The following is a 23,668-nucleotide window of genomic DNA, read 5'->3' on the forward strand; positions in this document are numbered from 1 at the left end:
CGGTTCCCTTGGCCCGCGTCGTCACATAGGGCTCGGTCAGGCGCTCGCGTTGCTCCGTCGGTAGCCCCTTACCATTATCCGTGACAAGCAGTTTGGTTGCGAGTGCATCTTGCACCAAGGCCACGCTAATGCGCCCCGGCGGCAGGTCTAGACTCTTGGCATCGCGCCCGTCGATCGCATCAATGGCATTCTGAACGAGATTCATCACCGCCTGCCGGATTTGCCGACCGTCACAGCGCACCGACTTTACGGATTCCGGTAGGCTGAGATCGAAAGAAACATCGGGGCGGGCCGAGCGTTGCAGCATCATGACTTCGCGCAAGACCTGAGGCAGGTCTTCAGGCTTCATCACTGGCTGCGGCATCCGGGCAAAGGCGGAGAATTCATCGACCATCCGGCCGATATCGCCCACTTGCCGCACGATGGTATCGGTGCAGAGGGTAAACGTCTCAGGATCGCTCGTTATCTCTTTGAGATATTTACGTTTTAACCGTTCAGCCGAAAGCTGGATGGGCGTGAGCGGGTTCTTAATTTCATGGGCGATTCGCCGCGCCACATCGGCCCAGGCCGCAGTCCGTTGCGCCGCCAGAAGTTCGGTAATATCGTCGAACGTGACGACATAACCCTGGGTTTGCCCACCCGCCAATACTTCCGCGGTAACGCTGACCAACAGCGTTTGCGCCCGCCCTTCGCGATTGATCCGAACCTGCCCATCGGCGCGACTGTCGGCCCGTCCCCGCGCGGTTTCGAACAGCGGCAGCATTTCGGGCACGATCGCCGCGAGCGGTTGGCCCGTCTGGGGGCCGAGATCGATCCCCAACAGAGCCCCCGCCGAGCGGTTGCCCATGGTCAAATAACCTTCGGTGTCGAGCCCCAGAACGCCAGCCGAGACCCCCGCCAGCACCGCTTCGATAAACCGGCGGCGCTCGTCCAACTGGCTATTGGTGGCGAGCAACGCATGACGTTGCTGATCGACTTCGCGGCTCATGCGGTTGAAGGCGCGCGCGAGCGAACCCAACTCGTCGTCGCCCGGCATATCCGGCACCCGCGCCGAAAAATCGCCAGCGCGGATACGCTCGGCGGCGGCAATAATAACGGAGATGGGCTTCACCAGATTGGTTGCAACTGCAAGCCCGATGGACGCCGCCAGCACCAGCAACAACAGGGCAAGCGCGAGATAGACCAGCCCGAAGGTGGCTTGAATCTGCGAGCGCTCCCCTTCCAGTGCCTCATAGGCATCGACCGCGCTCGCGGTTTCCTGCACATAGGAGATGACGCGCGGATCAACCGGGCGGCCAACGTAGAGATAGCCGTCGAGACTATCGAGGCGAATCAGGGCGCGCACCCGATCGTCGTCGGTATTGGTCATCACCGCGGCCTCGCCACGCCGGGCTTGGTCGAGCGCCCAGGCCGGAATTGGCTCGAACTCCAGTCGGAAGGTGAGCCCCGCCCGCGCCAGAACCTGGCCGTCGCGCCCGAGAACCAGCGCTTCCGATAGGTTTCGTAGCCCCGCCTGGGTCGTGACCAAATCGCGGAACCAGACCGGATCGGCAAAAAAACGCGGCGCTTCGCGGTCGAGATCGACCGCCATCGACAGAATATCGCCTTTGATCGCGAGGTTATGTTCTTGCAGGTAAGCGTCGGCAATGGCTTTCGAGCCATCCAAAGCGCTGCGCACCCGCTCGGAAAACCAACCGTCGACCGAGAGGTTTAGAAAAACGACTGAAAAGACAGCGACCAGAATCGTCGGGGCAATTGTGACAGCGCCGAACAGCATAACCAGCCGCACATGCAGCCGCGACCCCGCAAGCCCCCGCCGCCGCTCGGTCCAAAGCTCCACCAACCGCCGCACGATGACGGTGGCGAGCGCAAGCAGCAGGACGAGATCGAGAATCAGCAACCACGTCGCCCAACCGCGCCCAACCGACACGAATGGCCCGGCCCCTGTCAGCGCGGCATAGGTCGCAGCGCCAGAAAACGCCATCAGGACAATAAGCAGCAGAATGACTTTGCGGCCCAAGCCGCGCGCATCGGCCCGGCGCTGCAACCATGAGCCCAGCCCCCCTGACCGGGCGGTTTGGGCTCGCTCAATCTCTCTCTGTATTGGTCGTTCGGAGGGGAGCCCCCCCCGGTCCAGATCCGTCACCGGCGCTCCTCACCGCATCCCGTGGCGCGTTGAAGATGCGCCCGGTTAAGCACCTACCTTATCCCGCGCATGACCTGAATGTCCAATTCCCGAATTTTCTTGCGCAGCGTATTGCGGTTGAGTCCCAAGAGTTCCGCCGCTTTGATCTGATTTCCCCGCGTTGCCGCTAAGGTCAGCAGCAGCAAGGGGCGCTCAACTTCGCGCAGCACCCGGTCGTAAAGACCGGCAGCGGGAAGCTGATCCTTATGGGCGGCGAAATAATCCTTCAGATGCCGCTCGACCGCCCCACTGAGATTATCGCTTTCCGGGGCGCGGTCTTGGGCAGGTTCGGGCGCGCTATCGGCCAATTCCTGCTCGATAACGTCAGCACCGATCACCTCTTGGCTATAGAGGGCTGCAAAGCGCCGCATCATGTTTTCAAGCTCGCGCACATTGCCCGGCCAGCGGTGCGCCCGCAGCCGGTCGAGCGCGGCTTGACTGAGCGATTTTTGCGGCAGCCCCTCGTTTGCGGCGATTTTCAGGAAATGCCGGGCCAGCGCGGGCACATCTTCGCTGCGCTCGCGCAACGGCGGCAGACGGATCGGCACAACGTTTAGCCGGTAAAATAAATCTTCGCGGAACTGCCCGAGCCGAATGAGTTGGCGTAAATCGCGGTGAGTGGCAGCGACGATACGGACATCCGCTTTAATCGCCGTGCGTCCGCCAACGGTGGTATATTCCCCTTCTTGCAGCACGCGCAGCAACCGGGTTTGCGCTTCGAGCGGCATATCGCCGATTTCATCGAGAAATAGCGTGCCGCCCTGGGCCTGCTCGAACCGACCAACCGACCGGCTGTGCGCGCCGGTGAAAGCTCCCTTCTCGTGCCCGAACAGATCGGATTCGATCAGCTCGCGTGGAATGGCGGCCATATTGACGGCGACGAACGGCCCGCCCCGGCGCTTGCCGTAATCGTGCAGCGCGCGGGCGACCAACTCTTTCCCCGTCCCGCTCTCGCCGGTGATCATCACGGTCAAATCGGTGCCCATCAGGCGCGCGAGCACCCGATAGATTTCCTGCATCGCGGGCGACCGGCCGATGAGCGGTAATTGCTCTTCCCCTTCCACCATGTCACTGGGGATGGAGGAGACTTCGCCCTGAACGGTCAGCGCCCGCTGCACAATCCGCATGAACTCGTTGAGATCGAAGGGCTTCGGCAAATAATCAAACGCGCCGACTTCGGTGGCTTTTACCGCCGTCATCAACGTGTTCTGGGCGCTCATCACGATTACGCGCAGATTCGGGCGCAGCCGCCGGATGCGCGGCACTAAATCGAGCCCATTGGCATCGGGCATGATCACGTCGGTGATGACCAAATCGCCCTCGCCGGCCTCCACCCACGACCACAGGGTCGATGCCGTCGCCGTGGTACGGACCTCATGGCCGAGCCGGGTGAGAGCCTGGGTGAGCACCGTCCGAATAGCGCGATCATCGTCTGCGACCAGAATGGTGCTGCCTGTCATACGTTGCCTCTCATCTTTTTCCTCACGCAACCGCGTCAGCGGTTCGGCACCATCGGCAGATAAACCCGGAAAATGGTGCGCCTCGGTTGGCTATCCACTTCCACCACGCCGCCATGATCGCCGATAATCTTGGCAACTAATGCAAGTCCCAGGCCGGAACCATTTGTCTTCGTCGTGACAAAGGCATCAAAGAGATGGGGTTGAAGATCGTCCGGGATTCCGTCGCCATTATCCTGCACGGTTACAACCAACGGCAGATGAACCCGCGTTTTTGTACCCGGCACCTCCAGGCGCACCCCATGCTGATAAGCGGTTTTCAGGGTTATTTCCCCGCCGGGTGTCGGCGTCGCCTCGGCAGCATTCTTGATGAGATTCAAGAACACCTGCACGAGAAGGTCGCGGTTCCCATAGACTGGCGGCAGCGACGGATCATAAAGTTCAATAAAGCGATGATCCCGCGCAAAGCCAGACTGCGCCAGTTTGCGAACATAATCTAAAACCTGATGGATATTCACCGGCTCGCGCTGCAAAGCCCGGCTATCGGAGAAAACTTCCATGCGGTTGACCAGTGCCTTGATTCGGTCGACCTCATCGACGATCAAGCGGGTGAGCATTTGATCGTCGGGCGAGGCCGCCGTTTCCAGCAATTGCGCCGCCCCGCGAATGCCGCTGAGCGGGTTTTTAACCTCATGGGCCAGCATCGCCGCCATCGCCGTTACCGACCGTGCCGCCCCCCGGCTGGACATTTGCTGATCGATTTTGGAGGCGATCGTTTGCTCACGCACGGCAATCAGCAAGGTTCCCGGCCGCTCGATCACCGGCGTCACATCCACCGTCACCCGCCGCGCGGGCAGTCGCGGGCCTTCGAGCAAAACCCCATGTTCGGCCACACTACGGCCCTTGCCCCGGCAGAGCGACACTAAGGCTAAGAGGGGGCTATCGGCGGCAAGATAATCGGTCAAGGCCCCGCCCAGGGCCTGCGCCGAGGACACGCCAAGAAACTGTTCGGCGCTAATATTCAGCAAACGGATACGGTTATTCTCATCAAGAATAACAATAACATAGGGTAAGGCATTGATTAAAATATGCTCTTCAACGGGTTGAAGCGCTTTTGCGGCGGCGCGCCGCGAAACGGGCGAGGCGCTTGTCATGCGGCCATCTCCCGCACTGCGGCGGCTTCGAAGAGCGGATCGAACGCGGCGATCACCGGCTCCGGCTGGGTAGCGCGGTTAACGATCGCGCGAAAATCGGCGAGCGCCGGATCGTCGGCCGTCAGCAGTGCCTCGCCATACCAAGCCAAATGCTTGCGCGCAATCCTAAGCCCCTGCTCCACCCCGTAATGCCCCAACAAGGCTTCGAAATGATCCTGCAAAATCAGCGCTTTCTGCTGTAAACTTGGATCGGGCCGCACCGCGCCGTTCGCCAGAAAAGCGGCGACTTGCCCGGCAAACCAGGGCCGACCGCAGCAGCCGCGCCCGATCATCACCCCCGCCGCGCCCGATTGATCCAGCGACGCGCGCACGTCGGCCAGAGATTGAATGTCGCCATTGACGATAACAGGCACGGAAACCGCTGAAACGGTGGCGTGCACGCCGCGCCAATCGGCGCTTCCCGTGTAGAATTGCATGCGGGTGCGCCCGTGAACGGTGATCATCTGAATGCCCGCATCCTCGGCCTTTTTGGCGAGGGACGGCGCGTTCAGCGCGTCCCAATCCCAGCCCAGGCGCATTTTGAGCGTCACCGGGATGGAAACGGCCTTAACCACGGCTTCGATAATGGCCAAAGCTTTGGCCTCGTCGCGCATCAGGGCGGAGCCCGCCTGCCCGTTCACCACTTTTTTGACCGGGCACCCCATGTTGATATCGATGATTGCCGCGCCATTGGCTTCGTTCACGCGGGCCGCTTCCGCCATGATAGCCGGGTCACACCCGGCGAGTTGAACCGCCGCCGGTTGCTCGTCGCTCTCGGTCTGGGCCATCGCCAAAGTGGTTTTGTGGCCACGTGCCATGGACTCCGATGCAATCATTTCGGACACAACCAACCCGGCCCCGAAGCGCTTTACTAAGCGCCGGAACGGCAAATCACTGATTCCCGACATGGGGGCCAGCAGAACCGGCGCGTCGAGTGCTATAGAACCAATCATGACGCCCATATTTTGGGCATTCCTTTCGTTGATGATTATCAATTAGGCAGCGCTCACGCTACGCTTCTCGACGCTTTCCGACAAGCGCCGTCTTGTCAAAGCGCCCTGCAGGACCGAGGGTTACCCTATCCTGGGGAGGACGTTGAAATGAAAGAAACGCGCGTCGTCGAAAATCTCGTAACGCAGGCCTATGGGGCCTTTGCCCTGCTGGCCGGGATGGAACTCGATCTCTTCTCACCCCTCGCCGATGGTCCCCTGTCGGCCCTCGAGCTTGCCGATGCCCTCGGCGGGGTTGATCCCGTGCGCCTGCACCGGCTGTGCCGAACCCTGGCGGGGTATGGATTGCTCACGGCGGAAGCGGGTGGCCGGTTTGCTCTCACCGCCGAAACCACCAGCACCTTGGTGAAAGGCCAACCCGCTTATCGCGGTTCAGCGGCCTCCGCCTATGCCGAGGGCTGGCGCGCGTGCCTTGAAACGTCGGCCTCGATTCGCAAGCACGGCCCGGCAGCGGCACTGGATTTCAGTGATGGCGATCCGGCGCGCACAGTGGCGGTGCTGCGCGGCCTTGCCCCCCAAGCGGTTGCGGGCGGCAAGGCTCTGCTGAAACATCTGGATTTCAGCGGCATCCATCGCGTTCTCGATATCGCCGGCGGCTCCGGCGCGCTGAGCGCCACGATATGCGAGGCGCATGCCCATTTGACCGCGACGATTGTCGAACTTCCCGATGTCGCGCCGCATACCCGCACCCTTCTCGACGAACAGCCGGGGGGCGCGAAGATTGAGCTTATCGCAGGCGATGCAATCCTCGGCCCCTTACCCGGCGGCTTCGACCTTGCGGTGATGCGCTGTTTCTTGCAACTTTTTGGGCCGGAGCAGATTGTTACCGCTTTGTGCACGGCCCGAACGGCGCTGGCCCCGAACGGGCAACTCGCCATCATCGGCTACTGCCTGACCGATGATGAAGCTGGCCCCGCCCTCGCCCTCGGTGCGGATTTGCTCTTCCTCAACTATTACACGGCAGGCGCGGCCTATCGTCTCGCGGACTATCGCGCGTGGTTAAAACAGACGGGTTTTGCTGAACCGCGTCTTGCGCTTTTGGGCGGCGGGATGAGCTTGCTCATCGCCAAACTGGCTTAAAGAGCGATCAGCGCCGCCGCCACCCGCCGATCTTCAGCGAGCAGCACATTATAGGTCCGGCAGGCAGCGCCGGTATCCATCGCGTCAATCACGGGGCCGCGCGCCCGCACCGCCGCGCGCAGCTTCGGCGGGATCATGCCCAGCCGCGCGCCGCAGCCGATCAGCAACACTTCCACGTCGCCATCAAGCAATGGCGCGAGGCTTTCTTCCGTCAGATCTTCCAGCCGCGTTACGTCCCACGCGAGGGTCTGCGTCGGGCGGACCAGGACCGAAGTGGTCCAGGCCACGCCCGAAATGCGAAACCCGCTATCGCCATAGCGCTCGATGAGTTGGCGATTGCCCGGAATGAGCGGGGTGATATCGACCATCGCAATTTAGCTCGCAGGCGTATCGGCAGTTTTGCCGGGCTCGACCGGGGCCATACCGCGCCGCAGCCGATTTTCCCCAAGGAACAGCAGGATTGGCGCCGCGATGAAGATCGAGGAGGTGGTTGCGATGAAAATGCCAAACAGCATAACAATCGAAAACTCCCGCAACGCCTCGCCACCGAAAATGATCAGTGGCATGGCCGACAGAAAGCTTGCCATCGAAGTTCCAATGGTGCGGTTCAAGGTTTCGTTGATCGAGAGATCAATCAATTCCCGCAGCGGCATGCTCTTATATTTGCGTAGGTTTTCGCGCACCCGGTCGTAAACCACGACCTTATCGTTGATCGAATAGCCCATGATGGCAAGAATGGCGGCAATACTGGAAAGATTGAATTCCATATTGAAGAGCACATAGAAGCCAATGGTTTTGGTTACGTCTAGGATCAGCGTTACGACCGCGCCAACGCCGAACTGCCATTCGAAGCGAAACCAGATATAGGCGAGCATGGCAAAGAGCGACAGCCCGAGGGCGATCATCCCATTGGTGAATAGCTCGCCACTGACCGCTGCGCCTACGGCTTCGACGCGCTGGAAGCTGACGCCGGGATAATCGGCGGTCAGGCGCTGGCGGACGGCATTCACCGCGCGCTGCTGGGCTTCATCGTCCCCCGGCTGACGCTCGATAGCAATCGAGACATCGACCGGCGTGCCGATCTCCTGCAAGCCAACATGCCCGAGATTGAGAGGCGTTAGACTAGCCCTGATCGCACCGAAATCGGCGGGTGCGGTCAGGCGGGCTTCAATGACAATACCGCCGCGAAAATCCACGCCCATATTGAGGCCCGGCGCGAAATACAGCACGACAGAGAGGATCGAGAGAATGGCCGACATCGCCAACCCGGCAATCCGGCCCTTCATGAACTGAATACGGGTTCCGTCGGGAACGAGACGAACGTAATACATGAGACTTCCCCCGGCCTTACAGCGGCAGTTTCGACGGACGATTGCGCGCGTACCACAGACCAATCATGTACCGAACCATCACAGTCGCGGTGAACATGGAGGTGAGAATCCCCAAGGTTGTGGTCACGGCAAAGCCCTTGATCGGCCCGGAGCCGAGCGCATAAAGCAGCACCATCTTAATCATCGTCGTCAAATTGGCGTCGATGATCGTGGCGAACGCACGCTTGAAACCTGAATCGATGGAGGCAATCGCGCTGCGCCCCAGCTTGGTTTCTTCGCGGATACGCTCATTGATGAGAATATTCGCGTCGACCGCAAGCCCAACCGCAATCAACATCCCGGCAATCCCCGGCAGCGTTAGCGTGGCCTGCAACAGCGAGAGCGCCGCAATCGTCATGACGAGGTTCAGAATGAGCGCAATCACCGCGAAAACGCCGAAGGTGCCGTAGGAGACGATCATATAGATCATGATCATCACAAGACCGCCCAAGACCGAATAAAGCCCGGCCTTAATCGCGTCCGCCCCAAGGTCCGGCCCAACGGTGCGCTCTTCGATGATCTTCAGCGGCGCGGGCAAGGCCCCGGCGCGCAACAGCACCGACAGATCGCTCGCCGATTGCGTCGTGAAATTTCCTGAAATAATGCCGCGCCCACCGGTAATTGGTTCGCGGATTACCGGCGCGGAAATCACCTTATTATCAAGGACGATGGCGAACGGTTTGCCGACATTTTCCGTCGTCGCATCGCCAAAGCGGCGCGCGCCGACCGAATCGAAGCGGAAGCTAACAACCGGCTGACCGTCCTGGAAACTCGGCTGGGCATCGACGAGATTTTCGCCGCTAACCATCACGCGCTTATTCACCACATAGGCAGGTGACTGCTCGCCCCGTTCAGAGGGCAGCACTTCCGAGCCCGCTGGCGCGCGGCTGGCCGGGTTGGCGTCGGTATTCACCATACGGAAGGTGAGCTTTGCCGTCGTGCCGATCAGGGCCTTGATGCGATCCGGTTCGCGCACGCCGGGAAGCTGCACCAGAATCCGGTCCGTTCCCTGCTGCTGAATACGCGGCTCTTTCGTGCCGGTTTCATCGACGCGGCGGCGGATGATTTCGATGGACTGCTGAAGCGCGGCATTGCGTTTGGCAATAATCGCCGACGGCTTCAGCGTCAGCGTCACCAGCCCATCGGCAGCGATGGCGACATTCAAGTCAGGATCGGAATTTTCCAACGCCCGCCGGGCTTTAACGGGGTCAACCCCGTCGTTCAGCTTCAGTGTGATCTGGGCGCCGTCTTGGGCAATGCCGGTGAAAGCAATCTGCTCCCGCCGCAAATCGCCGCGGATCGAATCGACCAGATTGGCCATTCGGTCGCGTTCGACGGTGGCAAGATCGACCTGCAACAGCAGATGCGAGCCGCCCTGCAGATCGAGCCCAAGGCTGACCTGACGCGCCGGAACATAGCTCGGCAGCGTTTGCAGCGTCGCTTCCGACACAAGGTTAGGCGCGGCAATGAGTAACGATAGGACCGTAACAATCCAAATCGTCCACACTTTCCAGCGGGCAAAATACATGGGACGGATCCCTTAAACGCAAAAAGTTTGGGGCAGGGAGGCCCCCTGCCCCGGATAAAAAGCCCGAAACTTAGGCCTTGGTTTCTTCCTTGGCGTCGGCCTTATCGGCTTTCGCGGGATCGGTCTTCGCCAAAACGTCGCTTACCGCACCGCGCAGCACGCGAATGCGCACGCCATCGGCGATTTCAACCTGAAGCTCGCCATCGCCTTCGGCCTTCGTCACTGTGCCGATGATCCCACCCGAGGTGACGATCCGGTCGCCCCGGCGCACATTGCTCAGCATCTCCCGATGGGCTTTCGCCTTCTTCTGCTGCGGGCGAATGAGCAGGAAGTAGAAAACGATGAAAATCAGAATCAGCGGGCCAAACTGCACCAGCATGGCGTTAATGCCACCGGGCGCGGCGGCGGCGGCGTCTTGAGCGAAAGCGGGAGAAATAAACATAGTCACTCCATTGGATGGGGATTTTCCCCGTATGGGATCGGGGATCAGAATTCCTGGCGGCGGACTATAACGCCGCCGCCACGAAAGGCAATGCGGGCGCGGAGAAGCGCGCGGCGAGGACTAGCCTTCGGTGGCCGTCAACCGGGTGGGCAAGCTTGCGGTGGGACGCCCGAGATATTGTTCGGGATCAACGGCTTGCGTTCCCTTACGGATCTCGAAATGAAGCTGCGGTGTCGAGACGTTACCGGTTTGGCCGACGCGCGCAATCACTTGGCCACGCCGGATCGTATCGCCGCGATTGACCAGCAACACCTCGTTATGGGCATAGGCGGTCATGAACCCATCGGCGTGGCGGATCAGCAAAAGATTGCCAAAGCCGCGAATTTCATCGCCCGCATAGGCAACCACGCCATTTTCTGCCGCGCGTACGGGCGTGCCTTTGGCGGCGGCGATATTGATGCCGTCGTTGTGCAGCCCCCGATCCTGCGGGCCGAAGGTTGCGATGATACGTCCCGTCGTCGGCCATTGGAAGCTACGACCGCCCCTCGGCGGCGGCGTCGGCAGTGCCGCGACAACCTCATCCCGGCTCGGCTTTTTCACCGGCGCTTCCTGAGCCGGAAGCGGGGTTGCGGGCTCGCCCACCTCGGCGTCTTCAGCGTCAGCTTTTGCAGGCTCGGCTTTGGGTGGAACCGGCTTCGGCGGTTCTGCCTTCACCGGCGGCGGGGTTAGGACGGGCTTCGGTGGCTCGATAGGTTTGGCAAGATCGGACGGCTTGGGTGGTTCGACCTTAGGAGGCTCAGCCTTGGGCGGAGCAGGTGGCGCAACGGGCGTCGGTTGAACGGGTGCGGGCGTTGCAGTCTTCGGCGGAGCCTCGGGAACCGGCGGCGACGGAACGGCAACGGCGGGAGGAGCGGCAACAGGGGCAACGGGAGCCGCCACGGGTTTCGGCGGCGGTGGCAGCGCGGCCACTTTCACGTCGCCCGACCGGCTGACGACCGTCACCGGCTTGGGGGCTGGCACCGGTGGCGCGGGTTCGGCATTGGCTTCGGCGACCGTGCCAGGCAAAACCAAATGCTGCCCGACTTTTAGCGCAAAGGGCTCACGCAGATCATTGGCCCGCACGAGCGCCGTAGTATCAACATTATAGCGCCGCGAGACCGAATAGAGCGTGTCGCCCGCCGCCACCATATGGATCTGCTCGGTCGGCACCGAGAGCCGCTGACCGATAAGCAATTGATAGGGTGGCTGGATGTCATTCACATCGATCAGCGTTTTGACCGGAACCTTAAACTCCCGCGCCAGGGCGTAAACCGTGTCACCGCGCTGCACGACATAGCTCGCGCGAATGCCGCTGCTCTGCGTGCCTTGTCGGCCCAGGGCGGCGGGACGCGCGCCGCCCGCCCACTCGGGCTGATCGAAGCCCTTATCACCGCAGCCCGTAAGCGCGGTTGCGATAAGACCCAGGCCAATCATGAGGCGGGAGAGAATGCGCATCGGCTCTGCCTAGCTCCGGCGCGGTGCGGTGAGGCGCGACAAAGCTTCAGCCACGCTTTGCGGCGGGCTTGGCTCCAACATATCGCTAATCAGCGGAACGAAGCGAACCGCCCCCAAATCTTGCACCTCAACTTCGGTTTCCGTGCGCGAAACCAGCAGTAACCGCTGATCGATGGGGTTCCGGGCCACCGGCACCACCATCATGCCGCCCACGGCCAATTGCTCCAGCAGTGGGCGCGGCACTTCCTGTTGCGCCGCCGCCGTAACGATAATCCGGTCGAACGGCGCTTGATCGGCCCAACCGATACCGCCATCGCCATGTTTGGCAACAACATTGGCAATGCCAAGCTGGGCTAGGCGCTCTTCAGCCTCCTTCAGCAAGGATTTATGCCGTTCGATGGTATAGACCCGGCGGCACAGCAGCGCCAGAATCGCGGTCTGATAGCCCGAACCCGTGCCGATTTCCAACACCTTGTGCCGATCCGTCAGGCGTAGCACTTCGGTCATGATGCCGACGACCTGGGGCTGACTGATCGTCTGCCCCTGACCGATGGGCAGGGCCGTGTTTTCAAACGCATGCTCGCGAAACGTCGGCGGCACGAAAAAGTCGCGGGGCACGCGCAGAATAGCCGCCAGAACCCGCTCATCCCGAATCCCGGCTTCGGTCAGAACCGTCAGCAATCGATCATGGCGCGGGTCGGATACGGTCATGCTGGGGCCATTGTCTCCAGCGGCGCACCGAGCACATCGCGCAGGGCGGCACTGGTCGGCTCGTCGGTCAAATCGAGGTCAAGCGGGGTCACAGAAATATAATGCCCGAAAACCGCCGCCACGTCTGTATCGGTCGGGGGCGCTTCCGCCGCACTCATCGGCCCAATCCAATAGTAATGCTCGCCGCGCATATCGGTGCGCTGGCCCAACTGCTCGCCCATCTTACGGCTGCCTTGCCGGGTCACGACGACGCCTTTCACCTCTTCCGGCGCGCAGTCCGGGAAATTGACGTTCAGCATCACATTCTTCGGCCATTTGATCGTAATCAGGCGGCGAATAAGGTCCGGCCCATGGGCTTCCGCCGTCTCCCAGCGTGGGGCCATGCCGGAGCTTACGTGCAGCGACAGGGCAATCGCCGGAACGCCCAGCAGCGTCGCTTCCATCGCTGCTGCAATCGTGCCCGAATAGGTCATGTCTTCGGCGATATTGCTGCCGCGATTGACGCCGGACAGCATCAGGCTCGGGCGATGTTTTTGCATCACCTGGCGAATGCCAAGCAACACCGAGTCGGTCGGCGTGCCATCGACAGCAAAACGCTTGGGGCCGACGTGACGGATACGTAACGGACGGCGCAGGGTCAGCGAATGCCCCGCCCCACTCTGTTCGGTTTCCGGCGCGCAGATCCACACGTCCTTCACCAGGGCTTTGGCGATGCGCTGCAGAGATTTTAGCCCCGGCGCCATGACGCCATCGTCGTTGGAGAGAAGAATACGACCGCCGTCGAGCACAATCGGATCGTAGAAGCCCGTCATGCTGCGGCGCCTTCGATCTTGGTGAGGCCGCCCATATAGGGATGCAGCACGCTAGGCAGCGCGATGCTCCCATCTTCCTGCTGATAATTTTCGAGCACCGCGACGAGCGCCCGACCGACGGCAAGGCCCGAACCGTTCAGGGTATGAACATGGCGGATGTTCTTATCCCCCGCCTTGCGGCACCGCGCCTTCATCCGCCGCGCTTGGAAGTCGCCGCAGTTGGAGATCGACGAAATTTCCCGGTAGGCATTCTGCCCCGGCAGCCAGACTTCGATATCGTAGGTCTTGCGCGACGCAAAGCCCATATCGCCCGTGCAGAGCGTGACGGTGCGGAACGGGAGTTCCAACTGGTTCAGCACGGTTTCCGCCGCCGTCAGCATGCGCTCGTGTTCGGTTTCCGACTGTTCCGGCGTCGCAACGACCACCATTTCAACCTTGGAGAATTGATGCAGGCGGATCATGCCGCGCGTATCCCGCCCGGCCGACCCGGCTTCCGACCGGAAGCAGGGCGTATGGGCGGTAAAGCGCAACGGCAGTTCTTCTTCCGAAACGATTTGGTCGGCAACCAAATTCGTCAGCGGCACTTCCGAGGTTGGAATCAGCCAGTCGCCGCGCGTGGTGCGGAACAAATCCTCTTCGAACTTCGGCAATTGCCCGGTGCCGAACACGGCGGCGTCGCGCACCATATAGGGCACGCTCATTTCGGTAAAACCGAACTCGCGCGTATGCAGATCAAGCATGAAATTGGCGAGCGCGCGCTCTAACCGGGCGATTTGATTGCGCAAAACGACGAAACGGCTGCCCGACAGACGCGCGGCGGCTTCAAAATCCATCATCCCCAGGGCTTCCCCCAGGTCGAAATGCTGAAGCGCGGGATAGTTGAACGCGCGCGGCGTGCCGACGCGATGCCGCTCGACATTGCCTGTCTCATCGGGGCCTTCGGGTACATCGACCGCCGGAATATTGGGCAGCGTCGCCAGCACGGCATCCAGCGATTCTTCGGCGGCTTTGGTGCGGATTTCGAGGTCCGGCAGAACATCCTTGAGGCGCGCGACCTCGGCCATCAAATCATCGGCATTTTCGCCCTGACGTTTGCGCGCGCCGATTTCCTTGGACGCCTCGTTCCGGCGGGCCTGGGCCTGCTCGGTTTCCAGGATAACGGCGCGACGATGGGCGTCTAACCCCAGAATTTCCGCACTTCGGGGCGGCAGGCCGCGCCGGGCAAGACCTGCATCAAAAGCTTCAGGGGCAGACCGGATCATCGTTAGATCATGCATCGACCATCAACCGTAAAACGCTAGAGTGTTCATCTAAAAACCAGCCCCTTAGATCGTAAGCCTAGGGCTCATCATCGTTGATCCCAAGGTCGGCATCGCGTTTGGCTTCCGCCTTGGCGCGATTGCGTTCGATTAGCTTGGCCGACCAGATCGAAATTTCATAGAGAAGAATCAACGGGATCGCCAAACCAACCTGACTGATAATATCCGGCGGCGTTACAACCGCCGCCACCACAAAGGCGACGACGACGGCATAGCGCCGCTTCGACGCCAACCCCGCCGAACTGACAATGCCGACTTTCGCCAGCAGCGTCAGCAAAACCGGCAGTTCGAACGCAATCCCAAAGGCAAAAATCAGCGACATAATCAGCGAGAGATACTCGTTGACCTTCCCTTCAAACTGGATCGGCAGGCCGATCCCGCCTTCGGGCGCTATCTGTTGGAAGCTCAAAAAGAACTCCCAAGCCATTGGAATAATAAAATAATACAGCAGCGCCGCCCCCATGAAGAACAGCACCGGCGTCGCCACCAGAAACGGCCAAAAGGCGTTACGCTCATTCTTGTAGAGACCGGGGGCGATAAACATCCAAGCCTGGGTTGCAATCACCGGAAAGGCCAGAAACGCTGCCGTCCAGCTCGCCAGCTTAACGCGGGTAAAGAAGGCTTCGGTCAGATCGGTATAGATCATCCGCCGCCCCTCGCCCAAGGCGTGCGCCAGCGGTTCGGCCAGGAAGTTGAACACAAGGTCCGACTTCCAAAAGGCGATGCCGAAGCAAATCAAAAACCCCACGAAGGAGTAAATCAGCCGCCGCCGCAGCTCAACGAGATGCTCTATGATCGGCATTTGCCGGTCATGCTCGGGGCCAGAGGGGGTTTCGGTCGCAAGCATCGGATCAGACACGCGGCAAAGTCTCCGGTGCAATAGTCGTAGGGCTTGTGCTTTCCGGTGCGGGAATCGAGGCGAGCGCTTCAGGGGCAGCGTCTATCGCCGCATTTTCCGGAGCGGGAGGGATTGATTCGAGGGCCGGAACACTCTCGGCCGCAACCGGCGCCGGCTCCAACTGCATACTGAAACTCGGCAGATCAATGGACGGCATAGCCTTCTCAGCCTCCATCACGGCGGCATTCATTTTCTGCTTGAGTTGATCTACTTCGGCTTCCCGAACCGCCTGATCGAGGCTGCTCTGAAACTCTGAGGCCATGCTTCGCGCGCGCCGTACCCATCGACCAATATTCACCAGCAGTCCAGGCAATTCCTTCGGACCGATGAAAATGAGGGCAACCGCGCCGATCAGCAGTAATTCCGACCAGGCAATATCGAACATTCCGCACAAACCTTTCGCCCGCAGCGCGGCGGACTATGGCAGATGGGCGAAGCCGGTGCAATCACCCGCCGCATACTTCCCCGCGCCCCTTAGGCTTCCTTGGCAAAGAGATGCACCCGGTGCCGGTCGAGAACAAGCGGAAGCCGGTCGCCGACTTTGGGCAACCGCCCCTCCGCCCAGCGCGCCGTGAGCGCGGTCGAGCCGATGGTAAGCCCAACCAGATGCTCCCGCCCCAAACTGCGGGCTTGCGTGACCACCCCGATTAACCCGCCTTCGGGTACGCGATGCAGGGCTTCTTGCCGCACGATCATCGTCACCGGTCCGCTCAAGACCGGCGCATCGAACCGCCCGAGATCGGTTGCCACCTGCCCGCCTTCGGCGCGCACCTCCAGCACCGTCACCGAGCCGAAAAAAGCTGCTGTAAAGGCCGATACGGGATGATCGTAGAGCGCGAGCGGCCGCCCCACCTGCTCGATCCGCCCTGCGCGCATTAGCACAATCCGATCCGCCATGCGCATCGCCTCGTCCGGATCGTGGGTCACGAGCACGGTTGCAACCCCCGCTTCTTTCAGCAGCGCGAGCGTCGCATCGCGCAAGCGGTCGCGCAGGGTTACATCCAGTCCCGAGAACGGCTCGTCCATCAGCACCAGGCGCGGCGACGGGGCGAGCGCGCGCGCTAAGGCAACGCGCTGCTGCTGCCCGCCAGAAAGCGTGTGCGGAAAAGAATCGGCAAGGTCCGGCAAACCGATCCGCTCCACCCACAGCGCCGCCTGCGCCTGCCGCTCGGGGCGAGAGAGATCGGACAGGCCGAAAGCAATGTTTTGGGCGACGGTCAGATGCGGAAACAGGGCAAAATCCTGAAAGACCATTCCAACGCGGCGCAACTCCGGCGGCAAGCTCTGGCGCGGCTCGCCGACGACCTGCCCTCCGAGGATGACCCGACCTTGCTGCACCGGCTCCAGGCCCGCCGCGATGCGCAGCAGGGTCGATTTCCCGCAACCGGACGGGCCGAGGAGACAGACAACCTCCCCCGCCGCAACGTCGAGACTAACCGACTGAAGCGCTTGGAGTGCGCCATAGGCATGGCTCACCGTTTCAATAAGAAGCATGGCGTTCCTAATCTTGACCGGCTGACGTGCCGGGTCGGCTCCGCGCCAAAGCCCTTGCCAGCAGAATAACCGGCAGCAAACCAACGAGCATAATGGCAAGCGACGCGGGGGCGGCATCCGCCAAACGCTCATCCCCGGCCATTGCAAAAACCAGCACCGCAAGCGTATCGAAATTGAACGGGCGGAGAATCAGCGTCGCCGGAAGCTCTTTCATCACATCGACGAACACCAATAACCCCGCCGCCAGCAAACTTGGGCGAATAATCGGTAGATGCACACCCCACAGGGTTTCCCCGGCGGTGCGCCCTAAGCTGCGCGCAGCAAAATCCATCTGCGGGGTTACTTTTCCCAGAGCGGACTCGACGGCATTCAACGCAATGGCGAGAAAGCGGATGACGTAGGCGAATAACAGGGCGACCAGCGTGCCGGAGAGGATCAGGCCGGTCGAGACCCCAAACAGGCCGCGACTTAGCCCGTCAACCGCCGTATCGAGCGCTGCCAAGGGGATAATCACCCCGACGGCAATCACCAGCCCCGGCACGGCATAGCCCAAGCTGGCGGAGCGCGTCGCCCAGCGCACCAGCCGTGTCGGATGCAGCCGAACCGCGTAGGCCAGCGTCAAGGCCAAGGAAACCGCAACGGCGGCGGCGATCATCGCCAAGAGTAAGGAATGTTCCGCCGCCTGCCAAAAGGCCGAATTAACCATCGTCGGCGCGGTTTCAAATGCCCAGGCCGAGAGCATCAGCAGCGGGATGATGAAGCCGAGCAGGCAGGGCAACAGGCAGGCGATCATTGCCAGTGCCGCCTTCGGGGGCGAGAGTTCAAAGCGCGGCAGATGCCGATAGCGCAAACTCATGTGCCGCGTGCTCCCTGCCCGGCCCTGACGCTCAAGCGCCATCAGCCCGATCACGAACAGCAGTAGAAGCCCCGCCAATTGCGTCGCCGCCGCCGGTTCGTTCATACCGAGCCACGTGCGGTAAATCCCCGCCGTCAGCGTATCGACGGCAAAATATTGCACCGTGCCGAAATCATTGAGCGTTTCCATGAGCGCCAGCGCCACGCCGCCCGCAATCGCGGGCCGGGCGAGCGGCACAGCGAGCCGCCGGAAACAGCCGAACGGCGTTTGTCCCAAGGAGCGCCCCGCTTCAAGCACGCAGACGGATTGCTCTAAGAATGCCGCGCGCGCCAGCAGATAGACGTAAGGATAGAGCACGAGCACCATCACCGCGATGGCACCGCCCAGCGAGCGGATCGGCGGAAACCAATAGCTGCCAAGGTCCCACCCAAGGGCCACCCGCAGCAGGCTTTGCACCGGCCCAGCGCTATCGAGCAGCCCGGTATAGGCGTAGGCCACCACATAGGCCGGAAAGGCCAACGGCAGCAGCAGCAGAATTTCGAACGCCCGCGCGCCGGGGAACTGGCACAGCGTGACCAGCCACGCCGTCCCCACGCCGATCACGGCAACCCCTAGCCCAACGCCGAGCATGAGCAGTAGCGTATTGCGGATATAGGTCGGCATGACCGTGGAGAGCAAATGCGCCCACACGTCCCACGCGGGGAATAGAAACGAGCCGAGAATCGTCAGCACGGGCAGCGACAGCACCACCGCGAGACCCACGGCGAGCAGCGTCCAGCCCGATCCCGTTCCGCGCCAACGCCACCGAAGCGGCACGGCGGGCAAGCGGCTTCCCGTAGAGGTCAGAGGGGGGGGAAGGCTGGCGTCCGTCACGCATGTCACCGACAAGGAAAAAAGGCAGCAGGCTGCTGTCCGATCCTGCGGACCTTAACGCGACTGCCTCTCATCTGCAAGATCGGGGAGATCATCGCCGAGCAGAGTTTCGACCGGGTCATCGACGTCGGCTTGCAACGCGGCTTCAGCCTCCTCCTCGCGCATGGCGATGGTGATGCCGCTGCGCTTATCCAGCAGCCCCGCCGCTTTTAGCTCTTCCACCCCTGGCAAATCGTCAAGACTGGTCAGGCCGAAATGGTCCAAAAAGCCCGGCGTCGTCACCCAAGTCACGGGGCGGCCCGGCGTGCGGCGGCGGCCTTTCGGCTTGATCCATCCCGATTCCAGCAGAATATCGAGCGTGCCACGCGAAAGTTGCACGCCGCGAATCTCTTCGATTTCCCCACGGGTTACGGGCTGATGGTAGGCGATGATCGCAAGCGCCTCGACAGCGGCGCGCGACAGCTTCCGGCTCACATCCAGCGTGACCCGCAGGGCGGTGGCAAGGTCCGGCGCCGTGCGAAACGCCCAGCCGCCCGCAAGCTGCACCAACTCCACGCCCCGCCCCTGATACAGCGCCGCAAGCTCGGCCAACCGCGCCTTTACGTCCGCCCCCGGCGGCATGCGCACGATCAAATCGATCTCGGTGAGGGGGCTGGTTGCGGCAAAAAGCTGCGCTTCGAGTAAGCGCAGTTCATAAGACAAAGGTTCTGGGGTACGGGGTTCGAGTTTCATGGGGTACTCATCTCCGGCGCATCCGAGGCCGGGCTATCATCCAAGCCGGGGGAGCGCACCAGAATCGGGCCAAAACGCTCGGCTTGGCGCAGGTCAAGCTTACCCGATTTCGCCAGTTCCAGCGCGGCCAGAAATGTGGCGGCAACCGCCGACCGGAATACCAGCCCATCCCGAATATCGGCGGGCAGAAAGCTACTCAGCGCCTCCCACAGCGGCATCTGACCCAAGCGTTCGGACAGGCGTTGCAGCGCATCGTCCATCGAATAAAGCTCGGTTGCGGCGATGCGTAGGCGCGAATAATCGGTGCGACGTTTATGGTCGGCATAGGCCGTAAGTAGCTCATAGAGCGTTACATCCCAACGCACCCGCGCATCGACCTCGAACCGCTCGGGAAAGCCGCGCGCGAAGACATCGCGCCCAAGCAGTGTTCCCGCCATCAGCTTGGCCCCCACCTTTTGCATGGCTTCGAGCCGTTGAAGCTGGAACGCCAGTGTCGCCGCCATTTCCTCGGCGCTCGGCTCCTCCTCCTCGCTCGGCGGGTCGGGTAGCAGCAGGCGCGATTTGAGGTAGGCGAGCCACGCCGCCATCACCAGATAATCGGCGGCAACCTCCAGGCGGCGGTGCAGAATACCGCGAATGAAGGCGAGATATTGATCGACCAGCGGCAGAATGCGGATTTTGGTCAGATCGACCTTTTGGTCGCGCGCCAGCGTCAGCAGCACGTCGATGGGGCCTTCGTAGCCGTCGAGATCGAGAAGGAGGATAGGCTCATCGGCGGACTCGGGGCGCGCATCCCATGCCTCGGAATCCCCGGTCACTACCAACCCGCGAGGGTTAAAATCGCGACAATCGCCGCATTGATCGGCCCGCTCAGCAGCCAGCCCAAGGGATTGAGCGGATACCCCGCCTGCGCCGAGACCATCGGGATGATGAAGGCAAAACCCATGACGATCAGCATGCCGATATTCTCAAGCCGCGCCAGGGGCCGCGCCAGAAACAGCGGCAGCACCCCAACGGCAACGCGCCCGCCATCCAGCGGCGGAATCGGCATTAGGTTGAAAACAGCCAAAATCACATTGAATTTAATCGCGTTCAGCAGATTTTCCCGCGCCCAGTCCGACGCAACATCCGGCATGTACTGCAAACCGTGCAATAGGAGGGCGGCAATGAGCGCCATCGCCAGATTAATCAGCGGCCCAGCGGCGGCGACAATCGCCATATCGCGCCGAGGCGAGCGCAGGTAGCGCATATCCACCGGCACGGCTTTAGCCCAGCCAAAGAAAAAATTCGATCCCACCAGCAGCATCAACCCCGGCAGGAAGATCGTTCCGACCGGGTCGATGTGGCGGATCGGGTTCAGGCTCAAACGGCCCGCCAGCCGCGCCGTGGGATCCCCCAGCGCGTTGGCGACATAGCCATGCGCCGCCTCGTGCAGGGTTATCGCCAACAGCGCCGGCAGCAGCCAGACCGAAATACTATGCAGAAGCCCAGCGAGTTCAGGCATTAGGATGCAACTTTACCGAACAATGAGGCAATCCTGCCCGCGTGCCTTGAGCGCCGCGCAGACCGATCCGCCATCGGCCACCGGCCCCGCTTGGATGCGGTAGTAAGTGCCCTTATTGGGAATCTCGACCTTGGCGACACTCATCGAGAGGTTAGCAAGTTCGGGATTGGCTTTTTGCATCTTCGCCCATTCCGCCGAAGCGGCGGCTTCCGACTTCACCGCGCCCAGTTGCACTTTCGCGCCGCGCGTCGTCCCTGCCGCGGCCGGGGTTGCGGTCGGAGCCGGTTGCACGGCGGGCGGTTTGGCGGCGACGGGAGCCGGGGCTTGCGCCGCCGGAGCCTGCGGAACTGCGGCCGGACGGGAGACGACGGGCTGCGGAACCGGCGTTCCCTGTGGCGAAGTTTGCGGCACCGCGCGCGGCACGGCATTCGCCTGCTGCTGGTTCGGTACCAGGATCGGTGAGGTTTGTTGCGCCGCCGGAGCCTGCGGACGCGCGCCCGTCAAAGCAGGTGGCGTTGCTGTTGCAATCTGCGGCTGGGCAGGGGGCGGGGTCGGCGTTGCCGCAAGCGCGGGTTTGGCAATCGGCGCTTCGGGCGGCGGGAGCATGCGCTCCACCTTGCCCGGCGCGCCATCGACGGCCTGACCGTTCAAGATCAGCTTATCCTGATTGGGCACTTCGAGCCCACCCGGATCGGTCGGGCGGCTCTTGAGCGGCCCAGCGTCGGCCTGCACCAAGGGCACCGCACCGCCGTTCGACGTGCTCGCGCCTTGATTATAAGCGTACCAGACGATGCCGCTAAAGCCGCCCAAGGCGACCAGCGCAATCGTTGCCGGTAGCCAGCGCCGCCCCTTCGGCTCTTCCGACGGCAACGCCGGTTCTAAATCACGGGGATCGAAATCTTGCTGCATCACCGCATTTCCTCGACCGGCTCGACACCTAAAACGGCAAGGCCCGAGGCGATCACACTCTTCACCCCCTGAACGAGGGCGAGGCGCGCAATGGTTAATTCGGGATCGTCCGGAAGAATAAAGCGCAGACTTGCCTCGTCCCGCCCCTTATTCCAGAGCGCGTGGAACCCCGCCGCAACATCGCCCAAATAGAACGCGATACGGTGGGGCTCATGCGCCTCGGCGGCCGCCTCAACCAACCTTGGCCAGCTTGCTAACGTGCGCATCAAACCAAGTTCCGCCTCGTCGGTCAAGTGACTTAACGAAGAATTAGCTAAATGTTCGGAAGATAGTTGATCATGTGACAAACTATCGACAGCGTTCCGCAAAACAGAGGCTGCGCGTGCATGGGCATACTGCACATAGAACACCGGATTATCTTTTGATTGCTCTTGAACTTTTGCGAAATCGAAGTCCAAAGACACATCATTTTTCCGCGTGAGCATAATAAAGCGCACCGCATTCGCGCCGACTTCATCCACGACTTCGCGTAAGATCACGAAGTTCCCGGCCCGCTTGGACATTTTGACCGGAACGCCATTATCCAGAAGATTAACCAACTGGCATAACTTGATATCGAGCGCGACTTTGCCATCGGTGAGCGCTTTCACCGCCGCCATCATGCGCTTTACGTAGCCGCCGTGATCGGCCCCGAAGATATTGATGAGGATATTCGCACCGGGCCGATGCGGGTTTCCTAGAGCCTTATCATAGTGATAGGCGATGTCGTTCGCAAAATAGGTCCAGCTTCCATCAGACTTTTTCAGCGGGCGGTCCACATCGTCGCCAAAGTCGGTAGCGCGGAACAAAGTCTGCGGACGCGGCTCCCACTCGTCCGGAGTTTTGCCCTTCGGCGGCTCCAGCGTTCCAACATAGATCAACCCGCGCTCCTCAAGCGCTGCAAGTGACGCTTCGACCGCGCCGCTTTCGACCATCGCGCGCTCGGAAGAGAAGAGATCGTGCTTCACGCCGAGTGCCGCCAGATCCTCCTTAATCAACACCAGCATGGCCGCGACGGCTTCGGTGCGGATTGTTTCCAGCCACACGGCTTCATCAGCATTGCGCCAAATATCGCCATAGCGTTTGGCAATATCCTGGCCCAGCGGAACCAAGTAATCGCCCGGATACAGGCCCGCAGGCACCGCGCCCATATCATCGCCCAGGGCTTCCCGATAGCGATGATAGGCCGAGCGGGCGAGAACATCGACCTGCGCGCCCGCGTCGTTGATATAATATTCGCGCACCACGTCGAACCCGGCTTTCGCCAGCAAGGACGCGAGCACATCGCCGACGACGGCACCCCGGCAATGGCCGACGTGCATCGGCCCGGTAGGATTCGCCGAGACATATTCGACGTTCACCCGCACGCCCTGCCCGACCTGGCTATCGCCATAGGCCACGCCCGCGCGCACTGCCGTCGCAAGTTCGCCCTGCCACATTTCGGGGGCGAGGCGGAAGTTCAGGAACCCCGGCCCGTCAATGGAAATATCGCTAATCCCCAAGGCCGGATCGGTGCGCATGCGGTCGCCAACCAAGGTGGCGAGGCCGCGCGGCTTCATTCCGGCGGGTTTTGACAGAACCATGCCGACATTGGTGGAAATATCGCCGTGGCTCGCATCGCGCGGCGGCTCCACAGTGACTTTCGCGGGATCGAGCCCGGCGGGCAGCGCGCCTTCTTCGGCAAGTTCCTTCAGCACATCGCTAAGGGCCGTATGGAAACGTTTAAAAATATGCGGCGTGAGTTGGGTCATGACGTCCTTGA

The 23,668-nt window shown here is 61.6% G+C and carries 22 protein-coding genes; 1 reads left to right on the plus strand and 21 read right to left on the minus strand.

Features of this window, described 5'->3' with window-relative positions; all coding sequences use genetic code 11:
• From ACIQ36_RS05605 to dusB, 4 genes are all read right to left on the minus strand, one after another.
• A partial coding sequence (locus tag ACIQ36_RS05605; RefSeq protein WP_395826723.1) for a HAMP domain-containing protein occupies window positions 1-2,047 on the minus strand: 2,047 nt, incomplete at its 3' end.
• A 152-nt stretch (window positions 2,048-2,199) separates the two neighbouring features.
• Window positions 2,200-3,645 carry a nitrogen regulation protein NR(I) gene (ntrC, locus tag ACIQ36_RS05610; RefSeq protein WP_395826725.1) on the minus strand — a complete coding sequence of 482 codons (1,446 nt, stop codon included), beginning with the start codon at window positions 3,643-3,645 and terminating at the stop codon, window positions 2,200-2,202.
• 35 nt (window positions 3,646-3,680) lie between these two features.
• Window positions 3,681-4,796 carry a nitrogen regulation protein NR(II) gene (locus tag ACIQ36_RS05615; protein WP_395826726.1) on the minus strand — a complete coding sequence of 372 codons (1,116 nt, stop codon included), beginning with the start codon at window positions 4,794-4,796 and terminating at the stop codon, window positions 3,681-3,683.
• Window positions 4,793-5,797 (minus strand): tRNA dihydrouridine synthase DusB, encoded by a 1,005-nt coding sequence (dusB, locus tag ACIQ36_RS05620; protein WP_395826728.1) that lies wholly within the window; start codon window positions 5,795-5,797, stop codon window positions 4,793-4,795. The genes ACIQ36_RS05615 and dusB overlap by 4 nt, the downstream gene beginning before the upstream one ends.
• 138 nt (window positions 5,798-5,935) lie before the next feature.
• Here dusB and ACIQ36_RS05625 point away from each other — a divergent pair, with 138 nt between their 5' ends.
• Window positions 5,936-6,925 carry a methyltransferase gene (locus ACIQ36_RS05625; protein WP_395826730.1) on the plus strand — a complete coding sequence of 330 codons (990 nt, stop codon included), beginning with the start codon at window positions 5,936-5,938 and terminating at the stop codon, window positions 6,923-6,925.
• Here the strand turns inward: ACIQ36_RS05625 and ACIQ36_RS05630 are convergent.
• From ACIQ36_RS05630 to argS, 17 genes are all read right to left on the minus strand, one after another.
• The gene (locus ACIQ36_RS05630; protein WP_395826732.1) at window positions 6,922-7,293 is read right to left on the minus strand and encodes an Mth938-like domain-containing protein; all 372 of its coding nucleotides are present in this window, start codon (window positions 7,291-7,293) and stop codon (window positions 6,922-6,924) included. The genes ACIQ36_RS05625 and ACIQ36_RS05630 overlap by 4 nt on opposite strands.
• 6 nt (window positions 7,294-7,299) lie before the next feature.
• Entirely contained in the window at window positions 7,300-8,256 is a 957-nt protein-coding gene (secF, locus tag ACIQ36_RS05635) for a protein translocase subunit SecF (RefSeq protein ID WP_395826733.1), read from the minus strand.
• Between the two features lie 16 nt (window positions 8,257-8,272).
• Window positions 8,273-9,823, minus strand: a complete 1,551-nt coding sequence (secD, locus tag ACIQ36_RS05640) for a protein translocase subunit SecD (RefSeq protein WP_395826735.1) — start codon at window positions 9,821-9,823, stop codon at window positions 8,273-8,275.
• A 70-nt stretch (window positions 9,824-9,893) separates the two neighbouring features.
• Window positions 9,894-10,265, minus strand: coding sequence for a preprotein translocase subunit YajC (gene yajC / locus ACIQ36_RS05645; protein WP_395826736.1), 372 nt, complete (start codon window positions 10,263-10,265; stop codon window positions 9,894-9,896).
• Window positions 10,266-10,385: 120 nt separating this feature from the next.
• The gene (locus ACIQ36_RS05650) at window positions 10,386-11,759 is read right to left on the minus strand and encodes a peptidoglycan DD-metalloendopeptidase family protein (protein ID WP_395826738.1); all 1,374 of its coding nucleotides are present in this window, start codon (window positions 11,757-11,759) and stop codon (window positions 10,386-10,388) included.
• Window positions 11,760-11,768: 9 nt separating this feature from the next.
• Window positions 11,769-12,470, minus strand: coding sequence for a protein-L-isoaspartate(D-aspartate) O-methyltransferase (locus ACIQ36_RS05655; RefSeq protein ID WP_395826740.1), 702 nt, complete (start codon window positions 12,468-12,470; stop codon window positions 11,769-11,771).
• Window positions 12,467-13,282: a 5'/3'-nucleotidase SurE gene (surE, locus tag ACIQ36_RS05660; protein ID WP_395826742.1), complete on the minus strand. Its 816-nt coding sequence runs from the start codon at window positions 13,280-13,282 to the stop codon at window positions 12,467-12,469. The genes ACIQ36_RS05655 and surE overlap by 4 nt, the downstream gene beginning before the upstream one ends.
• Window positions 13,279-14,559, minus strand: a complete 1,281-nt coding sequence (gene serS, locus ACIQ36_RS05665; protein WP_395826744.1) for a serine--tRNA ligase — start codon at window positions 14,557-14,559, stop codon at window positions 13,279-13,281. The genes surE and serS overlap by 4 nt, the downstream gene beginning before the upstream one ends.
• Window positions 14,560-14,620: 61 nt before the next feature.
• Window positions 14,621-15,460: a twin-arginine translocase subunit TatC gene (tatC, locus tag ACIQ36_RS05670; RefSeq protein WP_395826745.1), complete on the minus strand. Its 840-nt coding sequence runs from the start codon at window positions 15,458-15,460 to the stop codon at window positions 14,621-14,623.
• Entirely contained in the window at window positions 15,453-15,884 is a 432-nt protein-coding gene (tatB, locus tag ACIQ36_RS05675) for a Sec-independent protein translocase protein TatB (protein WP_395826747.1), read from the minus strand. The genes tatC and tatB overlap by 8 nt, the downstream gene beginning before the upstream one ends.
• 89 nt (window positions 15,885-15,973) lie before the next feature.
• The gene (locus tag ACIQ36_RS05680) at window positions 15,974-16,993 is read right to left on the minus strand and encodes an ABC transporter ATP-binding protein (RefSeq protein ID WP_395826749.1); all 1,020 of its coding nucleotides are present in this window, start codon (window positions 16,991-16,993) and stop codon (window positions 15,974-15,976) included.
• Between the two features lie 7 nt (window positions 16,994-17,000).
• Window positions 17,001-18,722, minus strand: coding sequence for an ABC transporter permease (locus tag ACIQ36_RS05685; protein ID WP_395826750.1), 1,722 nt, complete (start codon window positions 18,720-18,722; stop codon window positions 17,001-17,003).
• Window positions 18,723-18,776: 54 nt separating this feature from the next.
• The gene (gene scpB / locus ACIQ36_RS05690) at window positions 18,777-19,454 is read right to left on the minus strand and encodes an SMC-Scp complex subunit ScpB (protein WP_395826752.1); all 678 of its coding nucleotides are present in this window, start codon (window positions 19,452-19,454) and stop codon (window positions 18,777-18,779) included.
• On the minus strand, window positions 19,451-20,272 hold the full coding sequence (locus ACIQ36_RS05695) for a segregation and condensation protein A (RefSeq protein ID WP_395826753.1): 822 nt from the start codon (window positions 20,270-20,272) through the stop codon (window positions 19,451-19,453). Before ACIQ36_RS05695 ends, scpB begins: the two co-directional genes overlap by 4 nt.
• Window positions 20,272-20,958, minus strand: coding sequence for a site-2 protease family protein (locus ACIQ36_RS05700; RefSeq protein WP_395826755.1), 687 nt, complete (start codon window positions 20,956-20,958; stop codon window positions 20,272-20,274). Before ACIQ36_RS05700 ends, ACIQ36_RS05695 begins: the two co-directional genes overlap by 1 nt.
• A 12-nt stretch (window positions 20,959-20,970) precedes the next feature.
• A complete protein-coding gene (locus tag ACIQ36_RS05705) occupies window positions 20,971-21,867 on the minus strand; it encodes an SPOR domain-containing protein (protein WP_395826757.1) in 897 nt (298 codons plus the stop codon).
• Complete coding sequence (gene argS, locus ACIQ36_RS05710; RefSeq protein WP_395826758.1) at window positions 21,867-23,657, minus strand: arginine--tRNA ligase; 1,791 nt, start codon at window positions 23,655-23,657, stop codon at window positions 21,867-21,869. Before argS ends, ACIQ36_RS05705 begins: the two co-directional genes overlap by 1 nt.
• Window positions 23,658-23,668 lie beyond the last annotated feature (11 nt).

It is taken from the genome of Elstera sp. (genome assembly GCF_044372965.1).
GTDB lineage: Bacteria > Pseudomonadota > Alphaproteobacteria > Elsterales > Elsteraceae > Elstera.